The organism is Xenorhabdus anantnagensis (genome assembly GCF_028598555.1).
Taxonomy (GTDB): domain Bacteria; phylum Pseudomonadota; class Gammaproteobacteria; order Enterobacterales; family Enterobacteriaceae; genus Xenorhabdus; species Xenorhabdus anantnagensis.
Window position 1 is genome coordinate 1 of record NZ_JAQRFN010000033.1, and the last position, 25,676, is coordinate 25,676.

The 25,676-nt window shown below is 43.6% G+C and carries 23 protein-coding genes and 8 pseudogenes; 16 read left to right on the forward strand and 15 right to left on the reverse strand.

Translation table 11 applies throughout. From position 1 onward, the window contains the following. The 3 pseudogenes from PSI14_RS17350 to PSI14_RS17360 all read left to right on the forward strand — a co-directional run. Window positions 1–202, forward strand: a pseudogene (locus PSI14_RS17350) (hypothetical protein); the annotation flags it as partial. A 4-nt stretch (window positions 203–206) separates the two neighbouring features. After that, window positions 207–1,496: pseudogene (gene tnpC, locus PSI14_RS17355) on the forward strand (IS66 family transposase); the annotation flags it as partial. Between the two features lie 22 nt (window positions 1,497–1,518). Continuing rightward, a pseudogene (locus PSI14_RS17360) lies at window positions 1,519–2,166 on the forward strand (IS982 family transposase); the annotation flags it as partial. Between the two features lie 162 nt (window positions 2,167–2,328). On the opposite strand, the gene PSI14_RS17365 reads toward PSI14_RS17360, so the two are convergent. Beyond that, window positions 2,329–2,559 (reverse strand): hypothetical protein, encoded by a 231-nt coding sequence (locus PSI14_RS17365; RefSeq protein ID WP_273577115.1) that lies wholly within the window; start codon window positions 2,557–2,559, stop codon window positions 2,329–2,331. Window positions 2,560–2,954: 395 nt separating this feature from the next. On the opposite strand from PSI14_RS17365, the gene PSI14_RS17370 reads away from it, so the two are divergent. Then, window positions 2,955–3,566 (forward strand): hypothetical protein, encoded by a 612-nt coding sequence (locus tag PSI14_RS17370; RefSeq protein WP_273577117.1) that lies wholly within the window; start codon window positions 2,955–2,957, stop codon window positions 3,564–3,566. 55 nt (window positions 3,567–3,621) lie between these two features. Then, window positions 3,622–4,605 carry a hypothetical protein gene (locus PSI14_RS17375; RefSeq protein WP_273577118.1) on the forward strand — a complete coding sequence of 328 codons (984 nt, stop codon included), beginning with the start codon at window positions 3,622–3,624 and terminating at the stop codon, window positions 4,603–4,605. Window positions 4,606–4,974: 369 nt separating this feature from the next. On the opposite strand, the gene PSI14_RS17380 is transcribed toward PSI14_RS17375, so the two are convergent. Continuing rightward, complete coding sequence (locus PSI14_RS17380) at window positions 4,975–5,979, reverse strand: IS110 family RNA-guided transposase (RefSeq protein WP_187650409.1); 1,005 nt, start codon at window positions 5,977–5,979, stop codon at window positions 4,975–4,977. A gap of 187 nt (window positions 5,980–6,166) precedes the next feature. Here PSI14_RS17380 and PSI14_RS17385 point away from each other — a divergent pair, with 187 nt between their 5' ends. Then, window positions 6,167–6,316, forward strand: a complete 150-nt coding sequence (locus PSI14_RS17385; protein ID WP_273577164.1) for an IS1096 element passenger TnpR family protein — start codon at window positions 6,167–6,169, stop codon at window positions 6,314–6,316. After that, entirely contained in the window at window positions 6,276–6,686 is a 411-nt protein-coding gene (locus PSI14_RS17390; RefSeq protein ID WP_273577121.1) for a plasmid pRiA4b ORF-3 family protein, read from the forward strand. The genes PSI14_RS17385 and PSI14_RS17390 overlap by 41 nt, the downstream gene beginning before the upstream one ends. 29 nt (window positions 6,687–6,715) lie before the next feature. Here PSI14_RS17390 and PSI14_RS17395 read toward each other — a convergent pair whose 3' ends face one another. The 5 genes from PSI14_RS17395 to PSI14_RS17415 are packed head-to-tail and all read right to left on the reverse strand — an operon-like array spanning window position 6,716 to window position 11,452. Then, window positions 6,716–7,489 (reverse strand): Tn3 family transposase, encoded by a 774-nt coding sequence (locus tag PSI14_RS17395; protein WP_306309334.1) that lies wholly within the window; start codon window positions 7,487–7,489, stop codon window positions 6,716–6,718. Then, on the reverse strand, window positions 7,486–10,536 hold the full coding sequence (locus PSI14_RS17400) for a Tn3 family transposase (protein WP_273577123.1): 3,051 nt from the start codon (window positions 10,534–10,536) through the stop codon (window positions 7,486–7,488). Before PSI14_RS17400 ends, PSI14_RS17395 begins: the two co-directional genes overlap by 4 nt. Before the next feature lie 31 nt (window positions 10,537–10,567). Next, complete coding sequence (locus PSI14_RS17405; RefSeq protein WP_273577125.1) at window positions 10,568–10,882, reverse strand: type II toxin-antitoxin system RelE/ParE family toxin; 315 nt, start codon at window positions 10,880–10,882, stop codon at window positions 10,568–10,570. A gap of 5 nt (window positions 10,883–10,887) precedes the next feature. Then, entirely contained in the window at window positions 10,888–11,166 is a 279-nt protein-coding gene (locus PSI14_RS17410; RefSeq protein WP_273577127.1) for an arylsulfatase regulator, read from the reverse strand. 25 nt (window positions 11,167–11,191) lie between these two features. Then, window positions 11,192–11,452, reverse strand: a complete 261-nt coding sequence (locus tag PSI14_RS17415) for a type II toxin-antitoxin system Phd/YefM family antitoxin (RefSeq protein ID WP_023043807.1) — start codon at window positions 11,450–11,452, stop codon at window positions 11,192–11,194. 170 nt (window positions 11,453–11,622) lie between these two features. On the opposite strand from PSI14_RS17415, the gene PSI14_RS17420 reads away from it, so the two are divergent. Together PSI14_RS17420 and PSI14_RS17425 are read left to right on the forward strand one after the other, a co-directional pair. Then, the gene (locus PSI14_RS17420; protein ID WP_273577130.1) at window positions 11,623–12,192 is read left to right on the forward strand and encodes a recombinase family protein; all 570 of its coding nucleotides are present in this window, start codon (window positions 11,623–11,625) and stop codon (window positions 12,190–12,192) included. A gap of 49 nt (window positions 12,193–12,241) precedes the next feature. Continuing rightward, on the forward strand, window positions 12,242–12,595 hold the full coding sequence (locus PSI14_RS17425; RefSeq protein WP_273577132.1) for a recombinase family protein: 354 nt from the start codon (window positions 12,242–12,244) through the stop codon (window positions 12,593–12,595). Window positions 12,596–12,667: 72 nt separating this feature from the next. On the opposite strand, the pseudogene PSI14_RS17430 reads toward PSI14_RS17425, so the two are convergent. The 4 genes and pseudogenes from PSI14_RS17430 to PSI14_RS17445 all read right to left on the reverse strand — a co-directional run. Continuing rightward, window positions 12,668–12,969, reverse strand: a pseudogene (locus tag PSI14_RS17430) (IS1-like element transposase); the annotation flags it as partial. A gap of 120 nt (window positions 12,970–13,089) precedes the next feature. Then, window positions 13,090–13,419 (reverse strand): helix-turn-helix domain-containing protein, encoded by a 330-nt coding sequence (locus PSI14_RS17435; protein WP_273577134.1) that lies wholly within the window; start codon window positions 13,417–13,419, stop codon window positions 13,090–13,092. After that, window positions 13,412–13,798 carry a type II toxin-antitoxin system RelE/ParE family toxin gene (locus PSI14_RS17440; RefSeq protein WP_273577135.1) on the reverse strand — a complete coding sequence of 129 codons (387 nt, stop codon included), beginning with the start codon at window positions 13,796–13,798 and terminating at the stop codon, window positions 13,412–13,414. Before PSI14_RS17440 ends, PSI14_RS17435 begins: the two co-directional genes overlap by 8 nt. A gap of 667 nt (window positions 13,799–14,465) precedes the next feature. Further along, on the reverse strand, window positions 14,466–15,551 hold the full coding sequence (locus PSI14_RS17445; protein ID WP_273577137.1) for a Replication protein: 1,086 nt from the start codon (window positions 15,549–15,551) through the stop codon (window positions 14,466–14,468). Between the two features lie 1,573 nt (window positions 15,552–17,124). Between PSI14_RS17445 and PSI14_RS17450 the strand changes: the two genes are divergently transcribed. The 4 genes and pseudogenes from PSI14_RS17450 (at window position 17,125) to PSI14_RS17465 (ending at window position 20,886) form a co-directional block, all read left to right on the forward strand. Further along, entirely contained in the window at window positions 17,125–17,391 is a 267-nt protein-coding gene (locus PSI14_RS17450; protein ID WP_273577139.1) for a helix-turn-helix domain-containing protein, read from the forward strand. A gap of 447 nt (window positions 17,392–17,838) precedes the next feature. Beyond that, window positions 17,839–19,056 carry an AAA family ATPase gene (locus PSI14_RS17455; protein WP_273577140.1) on the forward strand — a complete coding sequence of 406 codons (1,218 nt, stop codon included), beginning with the start codon at window positions 17,839–17,841 and terminating at the stop codon, window positions 19,054–19,056. Next, complete coding sequence (locus PSI14_RS17460; protein WP_273577142.1) at window positions 19,046–20,026, forward strand: ParB family protein; 981 nt, start codon at window positions 19,046–19,048, stop codon at window positions 20,024–20,026. Before PSI14_RS17455 ends, PSI14_RS17460 begins: the two co-directional genes overlap by 11 nt. Window positions 20,027–20,124: 98 nt before the next feature. After that, a pseudogene (locus tag PSI14_RS17465) lies at window positions 20,125–20,886 on the forward strand (IS5 family transposase). Window positions 20,887–20,919: 33 nt separating this feature from the next. Here PSI14_RS17465 and PSI14_RS20325 read toward each other — a convergent pair. Both PSI14_RS20325 and PSI14_RS17475 read right to left on the reverse strand, forming a co-directional pair. Next, window positions 20,920–21,282: pseudogene (locus PSI14_RS20325) on the reverse strand (IS701 family transposase); the annotation flags it as partial. 162 nt (window positions 21,283–21,444) lie between these two features. Next, window positions 21,445–22,365 (reverse strand): LysR family transcriptional regulator, encoded by a 921-nt coding sequence (locus tag PSI14_RS17475; RefSeq protein WP_273577144.1) that lies wholly within the window; start codon window positions 22,363–22,365, stop codon window positions 21,445–21,447. A 122-nt stretch (window positions 22,366–22,487) separates the two neighbouring features. On the opposite strand from PSI14_RS17475, the gene PSI14_RS17480 reads away from it, so the two are divergent. The 3 genes from PSI14_RS17480 to PSI14_RS17490 all read left to right on the forward strand — a co-directional run bounded on the left by PSI14_RS17480 (window position 22,488) and on the right by PSI14_RS17490 (window position 25,117). Then, complete coding sequence (locus PSI14_RS17480) at window positions 22,488–23,675, forward strand: MFS transporter (protein ID WP_273577146.1); 1,188 nt, start codon at window positions 22,488–22,490, stop codon at window positions 23,673–23,675. A 202-nt stretch (window positions 23,676–23,877) separates the two neighbouring features. Further along, on the forward strand, window positions 23,878–24,687 hold the full coding sequence (locus PSI14_RS17485; RefSeq protein WP_273577148.1) for an alpha/beta hydrolase: 810 nt from the start codon (window positions 23,878–23,880) through the stop codon (window positions 24,685–24,687). A gap of 106 nt (window positions 24,688–24,793) precedes the next feature. Further along, window positions 24,794–25,117: an ISAs1 family transposase gene (locus tag PSI14_RS17490; protein WP_273577150.1), complete on the forward strand. Its 324-nt coding sequence runs from the start codon at window positions 24,794–24,796 to the stop codon at window positions 25,115–25,117. A 6-nt stretch (window positions 25,118–25,123) separates the two neighbouring features. Here the strand turns inward: PSI14_RS17490 and PSI14_RS17495 are convergent. Continuing rightward, window positions 25,124–25,333 (reverse strand): annotated as a pseudogene (locus PSI14_RS17495) (IS1 family transposase); the annotation flags it as partial. A gap of 20 nt (window positions 25,334–25,353) precedes the next feature. Continuing rightward, window positions 25,354–25,647, reverse strand: a pseudogene (locus PSI14_RS17500) (ISAs1 family transposase); the annotation flags it as partial. Window positions 25,648–25,676: the final 29 nt, after the last annotated feature.

The window sequence follows — 25,676 nt, forward strand, 5'->3', positions numbered from 1 at the left end:
AAAAAAAACACCGGCAGGATTGGTAGCCCTGAGTATCCCGGAACTGCGTAAGCTGTTGTCAAAATTGATGGAAAAAACGGGAGAGGCAGTCGAACAGATTTTACATTGGTCAGACTGGCGGCGGCGACACCAATACTATGCACAACAATGTCATTACCGTCGTCGGAATAACCCTATGGTGACAGAGCAATTACGGCTGTAGTACTAAACCGACGCCGGCGCATCACAAAAAAGGCCGTCAACCGTTGCCGGCAGGATTAGAGCGGGAAGTGCAGTGCCATACGCTGAATGCACCGCACTGCGATTGTTGCGGCGAACCGCTACATGCCTGTGGGACCGAAACGTCAGAAACCCTGAAAATCGTGCCGCAGAAAGTCAGTGTCATTCGTCACGAACGCACCAAATATACCTGCCGGCAGTGTGAACAAACCGAAACCCACAGCAAAATCATCACGGCGCCGCCCCCACCCAGCCTGTTACCCCGGACGATCGCCAGCCCGGAGACACAGGCTGCCATTGTCACCGCGAAATATGTCGATGCGCTGCCGCTGTACCGGCAGGCCGATATTTTGGCGCGTTCCGGCATTGAAATCAGCCGCAGTACGCTGGCGAACTGGTGCGTGCAGCTCGGCCGCAAGGTGCATGTGCTGGTTGAGCTGATGCGTGCGCACCTGCTCAATGAGCCACTGATTTGTGCGGATGAAACCCCGGTGCAGGTGCTTCGTGAAGTCGATCGCCCGGCGCAGAGCCAATCCTATATGTGGGTGTATCGCAGTGGCGAATTTGCCGCGCATCCGGCGGTGATTTTTGACTATCAACCGAGCCGCAGCGGGTGTTGTGTCACTGACTTTTTAGGGGATTATGCGGGTTATCTACTGACCGATGGCTACGCGGCTTACGATACGCTGAAATCAGTCCGACACGCTGGATGCATGGCGCATGCCCGGCGCAAATTTACCGATGCCCAGAAAGCTCAGGCGGGTAAAAAAGCCGGACGTGCTGAACAAGGGCTGACTTTTATCGCCCGGCTGTATGCCATTGAGCGGGAAGCGCGGTTACTCAGCCCCGATGAACGACGGCGATTACGGCAGGAAAAAGCGCCTCCGGTTCTGAAAGCCTTCCACGACTGGCTAACCGAGGCCAGCCGAACGGTATTGCCGAAAAGTGCTATCGGCACCGCGATCAGCTATACCCTGAACCAGTGGCGGAAACTGATTGTCTATCTGGAAGACGGGCATCTCAGCATTGACAATAATGTCACCGAGCGGGATATCCGCCCGTTCACCACTGGACGCAAAAATTGGCTGTTTTCCACGTCAGCGGAGGGCGCCTTTGCCAGTGCAAACTTATACAGTCTGGTCATGACCTGCCGGGCCAATGACATCAATCCGTATTTTTACTTCCGACATATTTTTACAGAATTACCCAAACGCCAATCCGATGATCCCCTGCACGACCTGTTGCCGTGGAACATGAACATCAGCGATATAATGTGAACTGCACGGTTTAATTGAGCGCTTACGTTATACGCGTATCCTCACCCTGAAGAAAAGGGCATTGATCCCTTTATGTGCTTTTCTTTCATCACGTAAGGCGCACACTCAAGGAATTGCTTTTATTGATTCCACCAAAATTGCTGTTTGTCACAATCTTCGTATTCCCCGCCATCGGGTATTTGAAGGGATGGCGCAACGAGGTAAAACGAGTACAGGTTGGTTTTATGGCTTTAAACTTCATTTGGTTATCAATGATTGCGGTGAATTGTTAGCTGTGAAACTCACCGCAGGAAACCAGGATGATCGTCAGCCAGTCAGCGCGCTGACAAAAGGACTCACAGGATGTTTGTATGGTGATAAAGGGTATTTATCCCAGGCTTTATGCGATGAGTTGGAAGCGGAAGGTGTCACGTTAATCACCCATGTCCGGAGTAACATGAAAGCCAAAGCCTTATCTCTCTGGGATAGGTTGATGTTAAGACGGCGATTTTTGATAGAAACGGTCGTCGACCAGCTCAAAAATATTTCTCAGATAGAGCATTCAAGGCACCGCAGTCAGCTCGGGTTTTTGTTGGAAATCGCTGCCGGTCTTATTGCTTATACATTCCAACCTAAAAAGCCGAGCTTGAATCTACGGGATAATGAAATCGCTATCTTTAAACGAAGCTGAGGTTAAGTACCACTGTGCGTGTCTGGAGTAAATAATGTGCGCCTTGTTAGCTCCATTGCATTTGCTGCTTTTTCACCATACCTTTATGGATACCGGTCATCACTATTTGCTACAGCCCTATCAAGATGGGTTCCAGTTCCGGTGAATTAAGGTTGAGTCTACTTAGTTTAGTTGGCGATTAACCTTGGGACGGTTGAATCTGACGGCATCAAGTGCCTCAACCCATGGGCGGATCTCTCCGACCGTTGTCGTTTCATTAGCATGAATAATCGCGTTGACCAATGCCAGTGTTTTCGTCATTTCATCGTCTAACGTCTCGCCTGACAACCTGAATCGCCGCCAGACCATAGGACTGATACCCCGAAGGGCGATTTTAACGACATAAGTTTTCATGGTGAAATATCGGACTTAATAAGTACACTTAACTGTTCATTCTATCGCCGGTTTAACACCGTGCCCCACAGATTTTTATGGTCTCCTCGCTCAAAAACAGAGGAGCTTACCTGATGATCGCTTAATGCGACAGAACCATTGGCGCAATAGTTCATCGTAAATAAGCTAACTCACCTTTATTTTTAATGACTCTTGTTTTAAATGCAAGTTTGTTTGATTAAAAAAAGAGTATTACAATTAATATTAATTTTTAAATAAAAAAAGAAATCTACTCAACAGTTATAAATCTATATATTAGCATAATTTCCCCATTAATTAATTGTTAATATATTTTTTGTATTTATTAAATTACGGACAATTATTAATTTTTAAACCTATTCGTCAGAGGATTTAATATGATTAACACAAAATATAACTCCCCTGTTTCATTTCTTAATGAAGCAGGAAAGGATATTTTGAGTATTTCTTCTGCTCATATATATTCCACTCATGAAGATAAATTCAAAACTGATAAAACCGATCCTGTTATTAAAAATAATGAATTTTGCAAAAAAATAATGTCTGTACACTATAATACCGGAGAGATACATGCAGACTGGTGGTTTGTTACATGGGTAACTAGTGATGGTATCATACACATTACATCCCCTCTAAATTTCCAAGGATTTCTCAAAAAGTTAAATGATGCACTAAGTTCAGTACCAGCAGAAGTAGGCCTATTAGCAGGCTTAGCTATAGGAGCTGCTAACTTACCAGCAGGAGCTATAGCTGCTGCTACTATTGTAACTGCTGTTATATTAAGAACATTTTTTAGTAATGCAAATACATTGGACACTGACGGATTTAAACGGTTCGACTTAACACCAAAAGATAGTGGAAATCAGATTTTAATCACTCTTGGAGAAAAGTCAGTTAAATTCAAATCAAAAACTGGTAGTGCATCTACAAATGCAAAAACAGTATCATACACACCTATCTTAAAAGTTAACAAATTAAATAATAATTAAATGTTATTGTTATTTCTTAATTTACATAGATATTAAATAATTAAAGAGGTAATTTATGCACAATGTTACTACAAAAGTATTGAAAATGAAATTTCAAAAATTATTTCCAGAATATGCAGTTCCTCTAGATAAAGCAAAAACACAAGAAGAGATTTATTCTCTTAGAGAGATGTTTCTAGCACAAGCTCAAGCCAACCTTAGAAGTCTATTGCAAAAAAATAATATCCAACTGACCGATGGGGATCTGTACCCACCAATCGCACTTACTAATGAATTATATAATACATTAATTAATACTACAGGCAATGATATCGAAGAACAAATCAAATTGTTATTGGAAAATCTGCAAGAATTAAAAGACTTGGAAAATAAGGAAGAAGATCTTCTTGCTGCTCAGATGCTCCTTGGAGGCATGATAGGCATAAGCGATCTGTCAGTTGCTGAAGTTATTAAAAAAGTTATGGCTGGCTCTCCAGAATTTGCAGCAGCTGTCGCTGGGATTCACGTGGCCACTGCTTCAGTGATTATTTCAATAATTACAATAGCAGTAATTTCCATTATTATACCTATCATTTATTTTGTGGTAAAACCTGCCGCCTGCATAGTCATTGTCATTAATGAATTAGATAAAGAAATCAATTTTAAAGACGATTTTAACGTTCATGGTAAACCAGTTCTACATACTCAAAATATTAAGATTTCCCCAGCGAAGAAGGAAGATAAAATTTTTGTATCAGGACTGGTTTCCACTGAAAAAAAAGAAGGTGCTTTAGTCGGAACACAATATGGCTTTACTTACACCTATGATGGAATAGATATTTCTTTTGGAGTATCTTGCCCATTAACTGACATTCCCCTAATTGGCGGGAAAAATGCCTGTTATTGTGATATTGGTTCTTCATCTCAAGATGTTGCTCAACAAGTAGGTGACAATGAATCTCAAGAGTGGGTTGTAGCTAAAAACAGCATTAAAGCCTCAATTACATGTAATAGTCCACAGGGTTCACATGCATTTTATGTAGCACGCATTTATAGATAACCCGAATTAATGAAATGGACACCTCTCCAAAACGGCTTCAGTGAGCCATGCTGAATACATCAGCAAAAATATGAAGAGGTGTCCAATGGAACAAGTTGGAGACCATAAAAATCTATGGTCGCCCTCGTTTTTGCAACACTCATTTTGATGAATTTTGGGCTTGCTTAAATCTATCCGGCGTCATTATAGGCAAGGAGCCTGCGCCTCGATGAGTTCCGCGCCTGATGAACCTTAAAAGTGTGCCGGCTTCAAGGAGCCAATTTTTATGCTAGGTTTCTCATCAGGCCGGTAGGCCGTTCATGTCATCAATTATCAGTCTTCGCAAAACCAGTGGGGTCTCGTTTCAAATTTGTTCACAACAGGCTTGATTTAGGCTTCAAATACCGTGTGTTGTGTCGTCATAGCCCACGCTATCCGGGCGAGTTTATTCGCTAACGCACAGGCCACAATATTAGAATGCTTTCGTTCAAGTTGCCGTTTAACCCAGTCAGCCAGTTTGCCCTTTCTATGCTCAATATGCATTATGAACGTTCGGGCACATAGCACCAACAGTTGCCGGAGTGTCTTATTACCCCGTTTACTGATCCCTAATAAGGTTGTCTTTCCCCCGGTACTGTATTGGCGGGGAACCAATCCCGTCGAGGCTGCAAAATCCCGGCTGTGTGCGTATTGCTTCCCATCGCCCAGTTGTGAGGAAAGCACACTCGCCGTGATGGGGCCAATGCCGGGGATCGTCATCAGCCGTTGTCCGGTATCATCCTGAGCAATCTCCTGTGACAGGGCAGTTTCAATCTCGGTGATTTGTTCAACCAAATAGTGATAATGCGCCTGTAACCGCAGTAATACCTGTACCAGATAAGGGGGAAGTTCATGTTCAACCAACACAGTGGAGAGTCGTTTTATCACAGCAATCCCTTTGGGCATACTGATGCCAAACTCAAGCAGGAAAGCCTGCATCTGGTTGGTCGTTTTGACTTTATCCCGGACCAGTGATTCCCGGACACGATGCAACGCTCGCATGGCTTGTTGGGCTTCCGTTCTGGGCTGAACAAACCGCATTGAAGGACGTGAAGCGGCTTCACAGATAGCTTCAGCATCAATAAAATCATTCTTGTTACTTTTAACGAAGGGACGCACAAACTGCGGTGAAATCAGCTTGGCCTCATGCCCCAAATCAGCGATCCGCCTTGCCATGAAATGTGCGCCAGCACAGGCTTCCATCACCACCGTTGCCGGAAAGCAGTCAGCTAAGAATTCCATCAATTTAGTTCGGGTGAATTTTTTACGCAGTAAGGCTTTCCCCGATTGATCCTGACAATGGATATGAAAGGAATGTTTGCCGAGATCGATGCCAATCAGTGCGATAGTGTTCATGATGGTAGCCTCTTAAAAAATAAATCACACGCTGTCAATATATCGCTAACAGGGTGAGGGCGGCCATCTCATTAGTGTGGGGCACCCTGTTCAATCGGCGATAGAATGGGCAATTAAACCTATTTTTCTCAGGTAGATCACCATGAAAATTTATGTCGTTAAAATCGTCCTTCGGGGTATCAGCCCAATGGTCTGGCGCCGATTCAGGCTATCAGGCGAGACATCTTTAGCCGCTTTTCATTATATTATTCAGGTCGCGCAGGGATGGCAGCTTAAGGGCAGGTTTCTGCCCTATAGTGATTACTATTATTCAGGTCGCGCAGGGATGGCAGGATGATCACCTTCACCAATTCCGTATTTATGCTAAAGATTACGGTATTTCCTACTCCGGCGGGATTGCATTTCCTGATAACCCTTACAAAATCACGCTGGATGACTTTGAATTTGATGCCGGTGACCGTTTTACCTACGAGTACAACTTTTTCGAGCACTGGTTTCACGATATCCGTATTGAAACTGTTCTCGAAAACGCTAACCTGAAGTCACCCTTTTGTTTGGCCGGAAACAGAATGCCCGGGGCGACGTTAGCCGATGAAGTTGACAAAACCTTGGCATTACTTGACGCGATTATTCATGCTGATGATACGACCACAGTCGGAGATATCCGTCCACTGGTTGAGGCACTTGATGCCCGGGTCTGTTCATAATACGTGTAAAATGTTGGCATAGTCTGTTTTCATACGCCAATTGGAATAGGCTTGGGATTTAATTCTGGTGGAAAAATTGTCATATCCACATCATACCGACCAAATCGGCGTATATGATCACGTATATAAGGACTGAGTGCCGCCGCCTGTTCTGACCTTATTTTATGACCATCATCTGCTACTTTTGTCAGTATCTCCGTTAAATCTGACACATTACAAAGCATAATGGCATTGGCTATAATATCCGAGTATTTTACCTGCTTTGCCTGCTCTACAGGATCACCGCTTTTGATTATCTGTCCACCAAATGTAATCCAATCCAGGAAATCATTATAGGATTCAATTTTTGTTGTTTCTGCCCGTATTGTTTGTCGAAAATCAGATTCAGACAGATATCGTAATAAAAATAACGTGCGAACAACCCGCCCCAGTTCCCGAAAAGCGCGATAAAGTTTGTTCTGTCGATTGTTACTGTTCAGTTTTCGCAGTAACATTGAGGGTAATACCCTACCCGCCTGAATGGATAATACGACTTGTATCAAATCCTGCCAGTGCGTCTGAATCAATCCCCAATCAACCGTTTTCGTAAACAACTTATCGATATGTTTATATGTTGCATCATTTGATGGACGATAAAACACCGCATCGTTCCAGTTTCTCATTCGGGGAAAAAGTTTTATTCCCAGCAGATAGGCCAGCGCAAAAACGGGTTCACTCTGCCCCTGAGTATCTGCATGTAATGTATCGCGGGTCCATCGGAAGAACCCCCAGATCGGTAAACTTTGAGAGAAAACCCTGATCAGTCATCCCGCCAAAAATGTTGTTTCAGGTGAGACTCCAATATCCTCGCCATCGCTTCTACATCGATTTTTCCGTTATTTCTCTTAAAGTTGTATCGCCCCGTGAACAACGTGTGTGTCCAGGCAATCGGCGAAATCCGCGTAAACTCATCAATAATTTCTTGAGAAACACCGTTGGCCAGCATCTTCTGGTAGACCGCATTCAGGATCATACTGTTGTAGGCAATGATGCAGTTGGCAACCAATCTGGCTGCATGAGCACTGACCCGGTTTTCAACGATTTTTTTACCCTTGAAGATACCGTTGTACGTTTTTCGGATGTTACTTTGAAGCTGATGATAGGCTTCTGTCCGGTTTCGGGCGCTTCGGATCGCTTTTCTGAGTGCCATATCATCTATCAGATTGAGAACATGAGTGCTCTTGAAGAGGGCATTATATTCAAACAACGCCGCTTTTAATCTGGCGTAACGGGCATGAGAGTTCAGTTTTCGGATGATATTGCTCTGGGTATTTTCCTGCATGATCAGTGAAAGCAATACACGCAGAACGCCTCGCCGCTGAGAGCGGATACGTTCGATATTAATCACCCCTTTAGGTTTGAGAATACCAGTATCATAATCCAGAGGTTTCGCTGAATAAATAGCGTCAGCTGCGTGACGCACCTTCTTGATACTGGGAACATAATCTACGTCGATAGAATCCAGAGTGACAAAATTCAGCTTGTTCAGTGAGTGGTTATCCCCTGTCACCATATGAATATCGATATCCGTTTTATTGGTGTAAATCATGTCGTACAGTGAATGACCTTCGTACTCATTCAGACCAATATTTTTCGCATTAACCGCCACGTAATTGGCGAGCAGTGTGTAGAGCGAGATGCCACGGCCTTTACCCAGATGCTTTCTGGAATAACGGGATTGTATCGTACTGTCTGTCGTTGCAAATTTTTGCCCGTCTGCATCAGCCAATAGTTTGTTATCCATGAGATTCCACTGTTTGAAGATCGCCAGTGAATGGATATGATTGCTGACGATTTCATTGGCTGCACAAAGCGTATCCACCCGAATAAAATCTTCCCGTACTGCGCGAAGCGGGTTGAGTTCCATATCCGACATATCCGCCATTTTCAATGCACCAAATCCAAAGGCTTCCGACAACAAACAGGCATTAATTGCCAACGGTAACGGTTTTTTCCGCTTAGTATAACGGTCTTTCAGGTGGGTAAATCCACGCCACAGGTCAGTCAGCTCACCGATGAACATGACAATGTTAGCAATTTCAGCTTTGGGCAAGTTTTTGAAAAAAGCATCGTCCAGCTTTTCAACGCTGTCATAGTGCAGACTCCAGTGTTGTTGTCCGGTTTTGGTTTCACGAACGTTAAAGCCGGGATTGTTATTTTCACGAATATTGTGAGTCGTCCTCTCCCAGGCTTCATCCAGCTCCTGTAGCGCTTCATCAAGACGCTGGTCACAGTAAACAGGAAGGCGGGAATAACCAAACTCCGCCGCGATCTTTTCAACGTGATCAACCAGCGTATCGTCAACCAGATCGGTATCAATATCACAGTACGAGACACTGTCATTGCAATACAGACGGCCTCGTTCAATCTCATGGAGCATCTTTAAATAGACAAAAAACTCAAATAAATACGGATCGATTCGAGTGTCCGAGGGTTTCCGCTTCAGGTAGGCATTCATACTTTTGGGAATGGTGAATCCCAGCTCATCGCAGATTTTTAAGGCGGCCGGACTTTTTCCACTGGCGTAATGTGTTTTCAATACATGGATCAGTTCGCCTATTTGACTGTCTTTCTTATAATATTCCAATTTTACCCGGGTAAATACCGGACGCAGATACAACGAGAGCAAGCGGGATGACTGACCATAGTATTCCCACAACGCCGCTTTCTTATCAAAAGATTTGCCTTCCAAAAAGTCTGCCATAACGGAAAATTGTGTTTTGGGCAACATACTGAATGCCACTTCATTCAGTTCGGTCTGGCTCATGTTTGGGTTCCGTTCTGGAAACCATTTCAGAAACTTTGCCAGTCCGGGAAAATCCGTGACGACTTTGGCACTGTGATCCATGTGGGCTATCGACGCATAAATTTTACCGGCATCCATGATCGCCCGTGTGTGATAACAAAAGCTGATAATCAGATTATCCATGATTTGCTGATAACGGTGATAGACGAAACACAAGGCCTGTAGCCACTGTTGGGTTTTGCTAAGTCTGCGCAACCGGGAGGCGGCATATTGTTCGGCCATTTCCGCATAGTAACGGATAGCATTTTTTGACAACGCCAGAGAAGGCAGAAAATCCCGAGTAAACTGATAGAGATCTTCAATACGCAATGCCTTATCTACTTCCATTCTGACAGCGGTGTACTGAAAATCCTTTTGGTCGGCACGGATAATATTAAGGGCAGTGATACCGTCATCCCGCTGTACCAAAGTGTCCAGTTGCTCAGTGATTACGGCAGGCAACAAGGAAACTGCCGCATTCAGGCGATTTTCCTCCGCAATAAAGGCGTGGCTGAAAATATCCTGTAGAATTCGGTAGGACGGGAGCATCAATTTTTGATGCTCAAAATACGTCAGCAGTTGACGAAACGCACTGTGCCCTTTGGGATAGTAACGCAACAAATAGGCGAGATGAGATTCTATTTCAGTTGTATATTGCGGAGACCAGTTTCGGTAACCAAAGAGCGAGAGTATGGCCTGCCGCTGACTGCGCCTGTATTTGCGGGAGAGTGAGCCTGTGAACCGGGCCGCATCAGTATCGCTATAATACGTAGCCGCAATATACTGAACATCCTGGATGACCTTATCAAGTGATAAGTTGAAAAACTGTTGTTTCGCCTTGAAATAACCCAGTTGCAGGATGAAATGGATACGAGTCTGGGTATTGCGAAACTGTTCGAGAACAGCCCGTTCTGCCGGGCTTAAGGAAAAATACAGGTTTTGTTCGTGATCATTGAATTCGGGACAGGCATAGAGTTCTTCGATTTCGGTATTGGATAATAAGTGAATACGCTTGATATTTTCCATTGCGAGTCCCGGATTCAATGAGGCCAGACAATCAAATTATTTCGCGTCCGTCCAGATGATTTGCAGGCACCATCCGTTTGTGCAGCACACCAAATATCACCGGTTGCCGTTCGTGGATGAGGTAATAAATGACATGACTGACATAAGAAAAACTCAATACGCCCGATCCGACTTCCGGCCTGCTTCTTCCCAGTGCAGGGGTAGAAGCCAGCAAACGAAAGGTTTGTTGAAGTCCGGACAGGTATTTTTCCGATTGCATCTTACCCCATTGCTGTACAGTAAAACGACGGATTTCAATCAGATCGGCCTGAGCATCAGGCGTTAAGCGGTAGTTTGATATAGTCATTAAGGCTAATGATCCCTTGGAACGTCGATAATGCCCTCAGCAATACCCTGAGCCAACATTTCCATGAGTTTGGCGAATCGGAAAAAACCGGTGTATTGCTGGCAAATATCATCCAGCCGGGCAGTGGATGCACTGTCTATCACCTGTTTGAATGTATCCATATAGTCGTAACAGGTTTTCAGTAATTGCGCATCACCGGTTTCTGTCAGGGGAAAACGGGGAGCATATTCGTGTATACGTTTCACCCGTTGTAATTGTTCTGCACTCAGTCCGGCTACAGACATTTTTTTCTCCTCAATAGGTGAAGTTCTAATCGTACTGACCTGATATCAGTTCATTAAAAAAGGCTTCGCCATCGAGGGTGTTACCGGATTCAATATCAACTCTGGCCTGCTCAGCTCTTGACTGCAATAATTTTAACCGGAGTGTTTCAATACTTTCGTATTCATCCATTGAGATAACCACCGCAACGGGTTTTCCGTTTTTATTGATTTGGATTGGGGCACGTTGTGCTTTGAGTAGCATGTCACCAAACTGGGTTTTGGCTTCATTGGCAGAAAGAGCATCCATAATAGTCCTCTCATTGAATCATGGCATGATTCAAACAATATAAACGAATCGAACGATATGATCAAATTTAAGACTATCAAAAAGTATACTTTTTGACAACCATCGCAAATAACTCTCAAAAGTCCTATCATAAGTACTCAATCAAATGGTCTAAAGGATAATGATAGATTATGGCAAAAATTGGTTATGCGCGGGTCAGCTCAACAGGTCAAAGTTTAGACATTCAGCTGGAAAAATTAAGACAAGCGGAGTGTGAACGTCTTTATCAGGAAAAACGCAGTGGGCGGACAGCACACCGCCCGCAATACCAAGCCTGTATGGATTACCTGCGTGAAGGTGATACGCTGATCGTCACAAAATTAGACCGGCTTGCACGTTCAGTAGATCATTTATCACAAATTTCTAGTCGCTTTCAGCAAGAAAATATTGATTTGGTCGTTCTGGATCAAAATATTGATACCCGAACGTCAACAGGGCGTCTTATGTTCAATATGCTGGCCACCATCGCGGAATTTGAAAATGACTTACGCAGTGAACGCCAGGCGGAAGGGATCGCCAAAGCGAAAGAGAAGGGTGTCAGATTCGGGCGCCCCGCTAAGTTAACCGAAGATATACGAAATGATATTTATCTCAAGCGCCAATCCGGCACTACGATTGGTCAGTTAGCCAAGGAGTTCAAGCTAGGCGAAGCAACCATCTACCGTGTTTTGAACACATTTAAGCACGTGGATAACTCGTAGCTCTCACAAAGTTTACCGATCTGGGGGTTCTTCCACAGGACCCCAGCTAATGGAAAAAGGCATCGGTCTGAAAAGTCTCCACGATCCCGTGGACACAACGAATGCCCAGGGCCGGCTGGTATTTAATATCTTTGCATCATTAGCCGAGTTTGAACGTGACCTGATTGTTGAGCGGACTCAGGCAGGCTTGGCAGCAGCCAGAGCCAGGGGACGCTCTGGAGGGCGTCCTCCGGGGTTAAACGAAAAGGCAAAAAAGAAAGCGATTGCTGCCGAAGCGCTGTATATAAAAGGTGAGCTAAGTGTCAACGAGATAGCGGAAAACCTGGGGATCAGCAAGGTGACTCTTTATCGTTATCTTCGATACCAGGGTGTGGAGATAGGTTGTAAAAATTCTCTCACGTGACACTCCACTCAGGGAATAAGCTGTTGCGCCATTTCGCTATGCCAACATTTTACACGTATTATGAACAGACCCGATATGGATCTCACTGCCCGCCAGCGGCAGCGTCGTTACTTGTCTTGGTGTGAGTTTTTTAATGTGCGAATGACCGTGTTAATGCCGACGTTCAGAACCCGAGCTGTGTCCCTGACACCGGCGTTATTCATGGCCATATCAATAATTCGCTCTTTCATGCCGGGATGGCAGGCTTGATAGGTATAGTTCAGTTGGAAGGTTTTACGGCAAGCATAGCAGTGATAACGGGGATGCCCAGTACGCCCTTTTCCATGCTCTTTAACCTCGTTTGTTTTATGACAGTAACGACAAATCACATCCACTTTAGCCTTATCTCACCCAGAATAAAAAGCAGGGAGTTTATCACAAGATCTAATCATTGATGAGCATGACCGCAAATCCGTTGTCTTGTTCTTTGGTTAAATATTTCATGACGACACCATTTAAACCAGTAACACTTCTGGTCCGCGGTGTTCAAGAATGCGGAGCATTCTAAGAGCTGGGCCACTTGGCTTTTTTTCTTCTCGTTCCCATTTAGAAACGCTTTCTTTTGACATTCCTAATGCCAGAGCCAGCATAGCTTGAGACATCCCATATTGCACACGCAGTTGCTTTATCTCAACTCCAGTCATCATAGTAACAGCTTTAATCTTATCGTTGATTTTCCGTGTATTAACGGCTTTTTTGAGATCATTAACCAAACTTTCCGGTGCAGCATCAACAGCATGTAGTTCTTTGGCTAATTCAAGCATATTGTTTAATTTATTACTCATAGATGATTTCCTCCAAGATACCATGGGTTATTAACTCATTGATCTTTTGATCTGTATAGCTAAGGAAAAGTTTGGAAAGCTGTTTATACGCTTCCAATTCATCATCTTCGATTTCTTTTGTACCTTTAGAGCTAATGGTACTTTTTGTCCAGCCGTCAGCAAAAAAGAGATGGTTGTTAACCTTAAAGAAGATGATGACTCTTATTCCACCACTTTTACCTTTTCTATGAATTGCTATTCGCTTTTTGATAACGCCACCACCCAAATTAGCTTCAAACTTTCCGTTTTGAACTTCTTGTGCAGCACTCAATAACTGTTGATCTGAAATGTTCATTTTTTTCGTGCTTTTTTTGAAAGATGAGATTTTATAGAACGCCACAAATGTTCTCCGAGTGGTAACAATTATTATAGTAACAGATACTACTTTAAAATCAATTATTCGCTGTAATGATCTATAAACTATGCTGATTTTATGAGCGAAGCGAATGAAAGGCGGCTCTCATTATTTAACGGGGGCAAAGTGGTTGAACCGCCGAAGCCATACAGGATGAATGAGAACGCGATCCCCCTTCCCTACTGAGCTAGAAAAGCTATTAAGTGTTTTGGGTTTAATAAGTTCTGCCGAAGGCACGCAGTGGTCACGCTTAAGGCGTGGCGTATCTGCGCGTTGGCGGGCGTTTACGACCGCTTACGGGACGTTATATATTGAATTTTTCCTTTGAACGAAGTGAAAGGGGCTAACTATTGAGAGTTGTAGCCTTTAGGCTCAACTCCATTGGTTATTCCTTATTTATAAGGCTTTTTTTGTTCAGGAATAAGCTTCGAAATTAATGAAATTTTAAAGTATTCGTTCGAAGTTAATTATTTTACTTTTATACTCAATGATTGTTTTGAGCAAAGAATCTGTTTCAGAAACGAAAACTACCGGAAAAAAGCAAACGTAGATAAGCTGAACGGATAAAAAAGAGTCGAAACTTATTATTAGGTGAAACACCAAAACCGTGCTAGGCACGGTTATTCTGATGAGTCATCAAAGAAGTATTCAGTTAAGTAAAGATGATGCCTTCTTGCTCAAGTAACAGTCGGTAAAATTGTTCAGAGTACTCGCTTATGTAAGGATTCTTCTCTTTTAATTTGTTTTTTGCATAATGGACAGCAACCGGTGTTGTTGTTTTTTGCCATTCGACAAACATACTCCAGTAGATTGAATCTGATTTGTCCTTTTTACATAAATTCGCCACTGAACGCCGCGTTCCATTAAGTTTGGCTTCCAGATTTTCCGCTTGGTTATCCAAAGTCGCAATGTTGTCTTCGATATGTCTCAGTACTTCGTTTTTCTGTTCCTGTAAATCCTGAGCAACTACTGAGCGTTTAATCTTTTTCAGTAACTGGCGCAACGCATGTTTATTTTCTACATCAATACCCAATCGCGCCATGTTCAATAAATGACGTTGGTATTTTTTTTCCAGATTTTCAAGCTGGCCACTTTTTATAGCCCAGTTTTGGAAGTCAATTAAGCTCTGGCGGATTTCGTTACGAGGAATACCTTTGGACATGAAAAATTCTGGTTTCAACCAAATTCTCATCGGCTTATTTTGGCCCGCATCTCGATCTTTATCCCGATGGACGACAATTTGCTCCATTTGCTCAAGGACTGAAAGCGCATGAAGTGCTACATCATACGATTTACGACCGTTATCATATTCATGCAGTACCCCCATCGCCTTGGCGATAAATTCAAAGGGCACCATCACTTCAAACAGATAATCATGACCGGGAAAAAAATCCGCATTTGCCGCAAACGCCAGCGACAATGAGGTCAAAGCCTCACGACTCTCAGAACGTGTACTGACGCGCATAGGCTTTGGCACATAGTGCGGATTTTTTCGTTCGGAATACGGCGTATAGCCTTTTTGACGAAGCACTATAAGGTCACTATCCCGCCGCCAGTCATGGCTTTTCAGGGTTCGGGATAACCGAGCAGGTGCCCCTTTCGGAATTTTGATGTCCTGTTTTGGGATATTTCGCCGATGGATTTTAGACTGCCCCCGACGTAAAACGTTGGATTCACCACGCCGGCTACGACGAACAGAGGGATCAAATGTTGATTGGGTGTGTTGATTTTTAAACACATACCCTGCACTTATGGCGGGGATCAAAAAGTTGCAATAGAAGTCTCATCGTTCTATACTCCTATGCAGAAACCACTAATTCGATTTCTGCAAGTATACCCCATATATCTGATGCAAGCCGCCAAGTTTGATGCAGATTATGGGGTTTCTTCTTTTTAGCGGTTAGTTAATTGTGTTATCAACTGCCGCATCTAGTCACCTTTCGGCGTGACTGACCAACGAAAAACCTTGATAAACTAGCACTGTGAAACAAAAAATTCAATAAACCTTTCTAATTGTTTTGTTCTCACCAATAAGCCATTTGAACTTATCAGAAAAATAAAATAACTAAACAAAAATTAAACAATATCAATATTAGCACTGGAAGGGTGAACGCTCAAGAACGTGATGATTCTGCATCACTCATGCTGTGATCTGTACTGGTTTTTTTAGACAAGTAAATTGAGGTAAAAACCATATCAACGGTTTGACGCTTTCTTACCTAATCGTTAGTATTTTTTTCTACAAAAAAGATCCATCGCCTGTCAGGATCGCCTTCGGGCGGCGAAAAAAACTCCTGTAGCCTGAGAGGGAGAGCAAGATTGCGGTACATCTGCGCACTTTTGGAAGCAGATATCGTCTGATGGGCGATGAAAGTTATCCTGTCACTTTTATACGCGACGGGCTTATCACAAACATTGAGCAGGTTTCTGCTACGTTCACTATAACCGTTTTACTTTGTACGACTTTCACTTACGCTTTAAGTCACGCACAATAAACGTCCCGAAAACTTCGCGGCGTCACTTGTGTTTAAGCGAAGCGATTACCAAGTGACGCCGCCAAGCGTCAACGCCCAGAGCACGTCCGGTCTGGCTTTACGAACGATTTAAATCACGTTTTACTCAGTGTCACCACTTTTCATTGGCATTTTTCTGCCTTAATTCACTTAATTCGTTTTTTTTCACTCACTGCCTTGTAATAGGTCGATGTAGTAAAGAAAGGAAATACCACGTCAAGATAATGAGGCGTTCATCCTGATTGAGATCAGGCGCTGAACGGGGAGTAAACCATCGCCGTGCCTGGCATGCACGTAGCGAACTCCTGCAATAACTCACCACAATGCTATCTCTGCTACACATTATCTGACGCACCACGGAATGGTGAACCTAACCGACACGCAGGGAAAATGTTTCGAAATAAGTAAAATGAGTCTGAAAAACAAAGGGGAAATGCGGATAGCAAAGCGATCACGAACAAGAATAAATAACAAAGATTTATTTAGCCGTCCGTATTCTTCCCTGAATTTGTGCGCTTTTGAGAGGAATTATAGCCGTTAAACTTAGCGGTTTAGTTATTGAGTAAGCTAAAACAATCAGTTAAAGTATTCCCGCCATTGGCAAATACCAATGGTCAGGGATTTGCAACCCTGTGGACACTCCACTGGTAGGATATTTCTACCAGTGTGCCTGCGTTCGCCCTTTCTATGGGGATTCAGGCAGGGGAGGTTTCGACCTCGCCGGATGAGTGTCCCGGTATTGCAAACCCTGTCTGAATCGCCACCATCAATATTAATTAATAGAAAGGGGTAGCAGGAATGAATAACAATGTTAGGAATGACTGGCATCAGGCCGACATTATTGCTGCATTACGTAAACGCGGTACAACCTTAGCGGCACTCTCCCGAGAAACGGGACTCAGCTCATCAACACTCGCAAATGCATTCAGCAGACCTTGGCCTAAAGGTGAATGGATCATCGCAGATTATCTCGGCATCCATCCCTCAGAGATTTGGCCCAGCCGTTACTTTGATCAACGTGGCCAACTTATTGAGCGTAAGGTTCGCAATAAGTCACAGGGATAATCCACCTTCGTTTTTTTTAGCCCAGTTTGTGAAAATGATAAATTTTGATATGAAGCCGTGAGATTTAAATGGCAGTCTAATTTAGCCTTTTTTAAATTCCACGGCTTTTTTGGTTCACTTTGACTTTGCATACTATCTAAAACCATATCCCCGTTTCTATGTTTACCAGCTCTTCTTTTTCATGTGGAGTTTTATGATCTCTCAATAGCTCTCCTGATAAGCTGGTTAAGCCAAAACACAACCCCCCCCCCTGAAATTGATGCTAAATCTTGGCGATTTCATCCTGAAATTTTTCATAAAAAATAATTTAAAACAATAAGATAATCATTAAATTTCTATGGAGGAAAATAAGCAAAATAGCTCGATTTTTAACTTAAAAAGTTTACATTTATTATTTTATGTAGGATATTTAAATAAAATCAAAAAACCTACATATACGGTAAAATTATGAATGAAACCTATAAACAATTAGACAAAGTTGCGCAAAGGTCAGTTCGTCTACTCCAGTCGCTCAGTCACCAAATCCAAAGCCAAAAGCTGGAGTTGAGTAAAACAGCCTATTACCAAACGTATTCAAAGGCGGCTCTCGCAAAATTACCCAAGTTAACGCGCGCCAGCGTGGATTATGCCGTTAACGAAATGGAAGCACAGGGATATGTATTTGGCAAAAAGCAAGCAGGCTCTTCATCCAAGTACGCAATGACAATTGAGAACATCATAGATCTGTACCATCATAGAGGCGTACCCAAATACCGGGATCGCTATCACGAAGCATTGACCTTCTTTATCGGTAACTTGAAGGGGGGAGTATCCAAAACCGTCAGTACAGTTTCTCTGGCACATGCATTACGCACCCATCCGCACTTAATTTTCGAGGACCTTAGGATCTTGGTTATCGACCTTGACCCACAAGCATCGGCAACCATGTTCCTCGATCATGAGCAATCTATCGGTTCTGTTGATACAACATCAGCCCAAGCTATGTTGCAAAACGTTTCGCGTGAAGAGTTGCTATCTGAATTTATCACATCCTCCGTTGTTGCAGGTGTAGACATTATTCCTGCATCCATTGAAGACGCATTCATTGCATCACGTTGGGAAGAACTCTGCACAGAACACCTGCCAAACCAAAACATCTATACCATTCTTCGCGAGAATATCATTGATAAAGTGAAGCACGATTACGACTTCATATTTATCGACAGCGGACCACATTTAGACTCTTTCTTGTCTAACGCGATCACAGCCGCAGACTTTCTTATGACTCCAATCCCACCCGCACAAGTAGATTTCCACAGTACGCTGAAATATCTGGCTCGCTTGCCGGAGCTGGTAGAAATAATAGAATCAACAGGCGCCTCCACTCGCCTCAGCGGGAACATAGGCTTTATGTCCAAATTAGTTAATAAGACCGATCACAAATTGTGCCATAGCCTGGCAAAAGAAATTTTTGGTGGTGACATGCTAGATTTTGCCATCCCTCGACTGGATGGATTCGAGCGTTGTGGAGAGTCCTTTGATACCGTCATTTCCGCAAACCCTGCCACGTATATAGGCAGTGGCGAAGCTCTAAAGAATGCAAAAGGCGCAGCAGAAGACTTTGCTAAAGCAGTTTTTGACCGTATTGAATTCATCAGAGTCAACAGGGGCAACAATGCAAAATAAAAAACGTCTAACCATCGGCAGAACATTCAATTCAGTATCCTTAGATACCCCGACAGGGAATCAAGCTACAGAGCAGCGCTTCTTCACACTAGCTTCGGGTCAAACTGCCATATTTCAACTAGAGCATATCCAAGCCGATAAACTGGAATCTGAAACAACTGTTAATTTTTTGGTCAATGGTCGGGATCAAAGCACACTGACAAAAGAATCTGTCAGCGACATCATACACACTATCAGTCTTCAGCAATTTTTCCCGACAATCGGTCGTCGTATTGACGGCAAGATAGAAATTCTGGATGGTTCTCGTAGACGTGCCGCCGCTATTTTCTGTGGTATTGGTTTAGATATCTTAGTCACGAACACCAACATCAGCTCCGATGACGCAAGACAACTTGCTGCAGATATCCAGACTGCAAGAGAGCACAATATTCGTGAAGTAGGTCTGCGTTTGATCCAGTTGCGAGAAGGGGGTATGACTCAGAAAGAAATCGCTGAATCTAACAATATGTCACAAGCCAAAGTGACTCGCGCAATCCAGTGTGCTTCAGTACCTAATGATATTGTCGCTGTGTTCCCTGTTATCGCAGAATTAAACTACCCAGACTATAAAGCACTTTTGGACGTCACTGTTAACATAAAGAAAAACAAACTTTCGATTGATAAAGTCGTCAGCTGTGTGCGTGACGAAGTCCAGCATATGAATAAACCCAAGCTGGTTGCTCCCGATGAAATGAAATCGATCATCATCAAGCTGTTTAAAGATTTCAGCAACAACAAAGCAAAAAAAACCGCAGTAGAAAATCAGCAGGTAAGCTCCCTTTGGGACTTCAAAGATAAGGATTCTTTTGCCCGCAAACGGGTTAAAGACAGATCTGTGAGCTTTGAATTTAACCGCGTGCCAAAAGAATTTCGGGAGGAGTTAGAAAAAATGATCCAAATGTTAATGCGAAAACATTTCAATTTAAACTAGGGTGTGTTGACGTTTGCTTGAAAGGATTCGAAGAGAATTGAGTGGCATGATAATTTGGTATCCTTATTTTCGCCAAAAAACTCGTCACCAGAACTCTCATGCCACGACCTATGTTATCAGATCCCATGTGGGATAAGCTATTTGTATTCATGCAACAAAATCGACTTGTCTATCATAAAAAAACGCATCGCCTCATCATGGAAGGTATCCTTTTTCGAATGAAAACCGGGATCCCTTGGCGGGAACTGCCCGCTGAGTATGGGAAGTGAAACACCGTCTTTAAGCGTTTTAATGCCTGGTCAAAAAAAAGAGTTTTTGATTTTTTATTCAATGAATTAGCTAAACATTCTTATACAGAATGGTTGTTCATTGATGGCAGTATTGTCCGTGCGCATCAGCACAGCGCTGGCGCAGCTTCAAAGGAAAATGAAGCCATTGGGAAAAGCCGGGGAGGACGCTCAACTAAAATCCATTTGTCCGTGGACAGTTACGGTTTACCTGTTCATTTTGAATTATCTGAGGGACAAACTCACGACATTGTCCATGCGGAAAGTTTGGTAGCGCAATCACCGTCTTCGGACTTTGTGATTGCTGACAAGGGGTATGATAGTCAATCATCCAGAAATTATATCGAAGAACAAGGGGCAACGGCGGTTCTTCCCTATCGAAGAAATAACCGAAACGCGAATCAAAAGATTGATAAAGGCTTATATCGCTATCGTCATTTAGTCGAAAATGCATTTGCCAGAATCAAACATTTTCGTGCAATTGCAACAAGATAAGATAAATTGGCACAAAATTACGCCAGCACATTGGCACTGGCATTTGTCATTATCTGGTTCCCCATGTGGGTCGAATAAATGAAGAATACAAAACGTCAACACGCCCTAGTACTACAGCCGTAATTGGTCTGTAAGCACAGAATTATCACGACGACGATAATGACATTGTTGTGCGCGGTACTGATGTCGTCGTCGCCAGTCTGACCAAGATAAAATCTGTTCGACGGTTTCTCTTGTCTTTTTCATCAGTTTTGACAGTAGATTACGCAATTCCGACACGCTCAGGGCTATCAGTCCCGCCGGCGTTTTTTTCTCCTGTATCCGCAAAACAGCCAGGACCGCATGGGCCAATAACGACAGCGTAATATGCCGGTACCAACTCTACCACTGTCGCACTTCGTAATGATCCAGCCCACATTCCCCTTTGGTTTCTTCAAAGCCACTTTCAATTTCCCAGCGGTGTCCTGCGACCTGAGTCAGGGTTTTCAGGTCAGTCTTTTCTTGGCGCGCATACACCACATAATAAGCGAGTTCTTGTTTATCATTCCAGCTACGCCGAACCAGCAGATAATGTAGCGGTATAGTAGCTACGGACACCCCATAAGCCTACTAATATTTTATTAACGTGAAAGCGAGCTATGGTCTATCCCAAGGGGGGGGCTGCCATTGTTCAATTAAAAACTCGACAAAAGCACTTACTCTACAAGGCACAGGGGAACGTAATGCGCGTACCACATGTATCGGCTTTTCTGGTTCAAACCATTCAGGCAGTACATGTATTAATACTCCACTACGTAATTCCTCGGCAACGTCCCACATTTCGCGTAATGAGATGCCCAGTCCAGCTATACTCCAAGCACGCAGAGCACTACCGTTATCGCTGCGCAAGTCTCCACTGACTTTTATATTCTCAATTTTTACATCTTGTCCACAATATCTTAGCATCCAATGGTTTTGACGTAATCCAGGATAAGTGAATAGTAAGCACTGATGCTGACACAATTCTTCTGGATGTGCAGGTGAACCATGTTGATTTAGATAGTTTGGTGAAGCAACCAAAATACGACGACTATCAGTCAATCGACGAATAACTAGTTGAGAATCATTCAAATGACCAATGCGTACAGCTAAATCTATGTCATTTGAATAAATGTCAATTATTTGGTCGCTCAAGCGTAAATCGAATTTTAATCCAGGATGGCGTTCACGAAAGGTGGCAATAAGTGGTGCAAGATAGCGAGAACCAAGTGATACGGGAGCGGTTATACGAAGAACTCCAGATAATGTTTCTGTTCCCTGTTGAGCAATTTCCACAACATCATCAAGTTGTTCTAATGCTGAACGTACTAGTTTCACTATGGCGCGCCCTTCATCAGTGATGCGTAATTGGCGCGTGGTACGATCAAACAAACGGGTACTGAGTACTCGTTCTAGTCGCGCGATTTGTTTACTTACAGTTGCTGGAGCTAAATCTAGTGCACGTGCCGCAGCCGAGAATCCATTGCAGTCCACCACTTTCAGCAAAACAACGAGATCATCAAGGTTTCGTATCTTCATATATTCCATATCGCCATAAGTATTTTAACTATTTAATTATTTATTGGAATCAATAGTGTATCTATTATGACGATTAAGTTTCAATAGACCGCTTTAGCAGATGCTACTAAGGAATGATTCCAATGCCAATAGTTATATACATTTTTACTCTTTGTGCCTTCTCTATCGGCTTTACCGAATTTATCAGTATCGGTTTGGCTTCTGTCTTGGCTGAAGACTTGCACGCCACCGTAGCTCAAGTCGGTTTGGCTGTAACATTCTACGCAGTGGGAGTAGTAATAGGAGCTCCAGTGCTAACTGCTCTGGCATCGAATTGGTCGCGTAAGCGACTTCTACTAGTATCCATGCTGACTTTCACTATTGGCAATATACTCGCAGCCCTATCTATGCATCTGTCCCTACTATTGGCTGCTCGTCTTCTTTCTGGTTTGGCACATGGGGTATTTTTCGCAGTAGCTTCCAGTGTGGCAACGCGACTGGTAGCACCAGAACGTGCCGGTGCCGCACTGTCATTGGTGTTCGGTGGTGTGACTATAGCCATGGCTCTGGGCGTGCCAGCCGGTACTTGGATGGGCACCTTGCTTCCTTGGCAGTGGATTTTTGCACTGATCGCAATTTGTGGACTAGTTGGTATGCTGGGGGTAGCCTATTGGATGCCACTTGGTGCGGGTAATCTTGCTAATACCAACCAAGGTTGGCGCCAATTACCTACACTGTTTGACCGTCGTCTACTAGCTGCCGCTTGCTTACCACTGTTGTCCTATACCGGCTCTTTTGCTCTATATACTTTCGTCACACCTTTGCTATTACAAGTGACCCACAGTAGTATTCAGAGCGCTAGCGCGATTCTGTTAGCCTATGGTATAGGCGCTGCTATCGGTAATGTGATAGGAGGACGGATGACCGATAGTATGGGCATGGATCGTGCCTCGTTTTGGTTATTATCAGGCCTCGCAGTGGTACTGGCTATGATTGGATTAGGACAAACTTACTTCCCAGCTATGGTCTTTCTAGTCATGGCCTTAGGCTTAACCACCTACGGTTTAATTCCACCCCTCCAATCACGTATTTTGGGTTTAGCGCACCGTCATCGTCCTGAAGCGCAGGACATTGCTTCAGGACTAAACATTGCAGCCTTCAATGCTGGAGTAGTTATGGGATCAGTATTGGGAGCAGCGAGCTTAAATCACTGGGGTTTGATCAGCCTCGCATGGGTTGGTTTCGTTATAGCACTGTTAGCACTTATCACATTGCTCTGGCAACGTAGTCGGCCATCGATGCGTTTCGATAATCCTGGAACGTCTACATGAGGCGTGTAACTTGTAAATAACTAGCATTGCTTCTACCCAAATGATTTAGGAGGTTTCTATGCCTTTGAATCCTCAAATTAAGGCATTTCTAGAAGATTGCAATAGCAACGTGCAGGATATCGACTATACATGTATCTCCGCTCCAGAACTACGGAAACGTTTTATTATTCCGACTAGTTCCATACCCTCGGGAACAGAATTGTTGCGAATAGAAAAATTGATTATTCCTGTGCGGTCTGGAACAACAATTTTGCGGCTGTATGTTCCGTCAGCTGTTGTACCACTGCCCGTTACTGTATTCTTTCATGGTGGCGGTTTTTGTATTGGCAGTTTGAATGCCTCTGATAACTTGTGCCGCCTTTTGGCGGTGCATTCTCATAGTATTGTTGTTTCGGTAGACTATCGCCTAGCTCCCGAAGCAGCATTTCCAGCTGGAATCGAGGATGCTGAGGATTGCTTACGTTGGATTAGCCAGCACGCAGCGACCTTCGGCGGTGATGTCACTCGATTAGCTGTAGCAGGTAATAGTTCCGGTGGCAACTTTGCAGCAGTCATGGCACAATGGGCTCATAAACAACGCATTAAACTATGTCACCAACTTTTACTGTTCCCAGTAACCGATGGAAGTTGTGAAGCTGCTTCCTATTCTGCTTTTGCAAAAGGTTATTTCCTAACGAGCGACATGATGCGCTGGTTTTGGAGGAACTATTTAATTGATGCTGCTCAGGCTCACGATCCACGCGTTTCTCCGTTATTACAAACTGATTTCAAAGGACTTGCTCCAGCCACTATATTCACCGCTGAGTTTGATATATTGCGAAGTGAGGGAGAAGCTTATGCTATCACGCTGGCTCAAGCTAACGTTCCTGTGTGGTTGAAATGTTGGAAAGGTCAAATTCACGATTTTACCCAGATGACAGACTACATTACCGATGCTAATACAGCATTGAGAGAAGCAGGTGAAGTTCTGCGCCAAGCTCTGTATGGAAAATATCAGGGCAAACGGGTCTAAATTGACCAACGTGATTAACGGAGTACAGTTGGTACAGAGAAATAGGATTGGTCGCCGTTTGTGATTTATAATCAGCTCTCTGTCAACGATAACAGTAGAAACTGCCATGCAAGCAACAACTCTCAGCAAGGCCTTTGGGCACCTCACTGATCCGCGGGTTAACCGAACGAAACAGTATGCGCTCATCGATATCCTGACCATCTCGATTTGTGCCGTGATCTGTGGTTGTGAAAGCTTCAATCCAATTGAAGAGTATGGTAAATCCAAAGAATATTGGTTTCGGCAATTTCTGGAGCTTCCCAATGGGATCCCCGGCCATGATACCTTTAATGATGTGATAAATCGGCTTGCCCCCCAAGAGGTTGGGCACGCTTTTACCCAATGGGTGAACAGCTTAGCCAAAATATCGGTTTTGTATTCAAAGCGTTGATCACCCTCAAACATAATATTCACGTTCAATGAAAGTGCCGATGATTTTGTCATGCATTTCAGGTGATTTTGAATAACCGAGTGTTTTACGGTTCAGGCGCTTAATTCGGTTACGTAAGGTTAAATTTTCGCGTTCAATACGTTGAGTAAAATATTTTCCAACCAGATGGTTGTCTGAAGGCAGTAAATTATAGACACGATAATTATCAGTACACCAACAAGGCAAACGGGTCTAAATTATACTGACGTAAAACCCACCGTGAGGACTTTCAGCAGATAGCCATTATCCCATCCAGCTTTCTGACGCTTGGTTTTCACCCCCACCTTAACGGTTTTCTCATTTTTCAGTAGGTTAAGCGCTATTTTATTCATTAAGGCGACATTTTCAGCGGCATGACCACTTCTCAGGCGCTGATTGTCTTCACCAAAACTGACGTCCAATTGCCAGTGCAACTTCGTTTCAATGTGCCAATGACTGCGTATCGCATACGCGATAAAATCGGCCGACTTATCACGATGACTGGTGATATACGGGTCTGTTCATAATACGTGTAAAATGT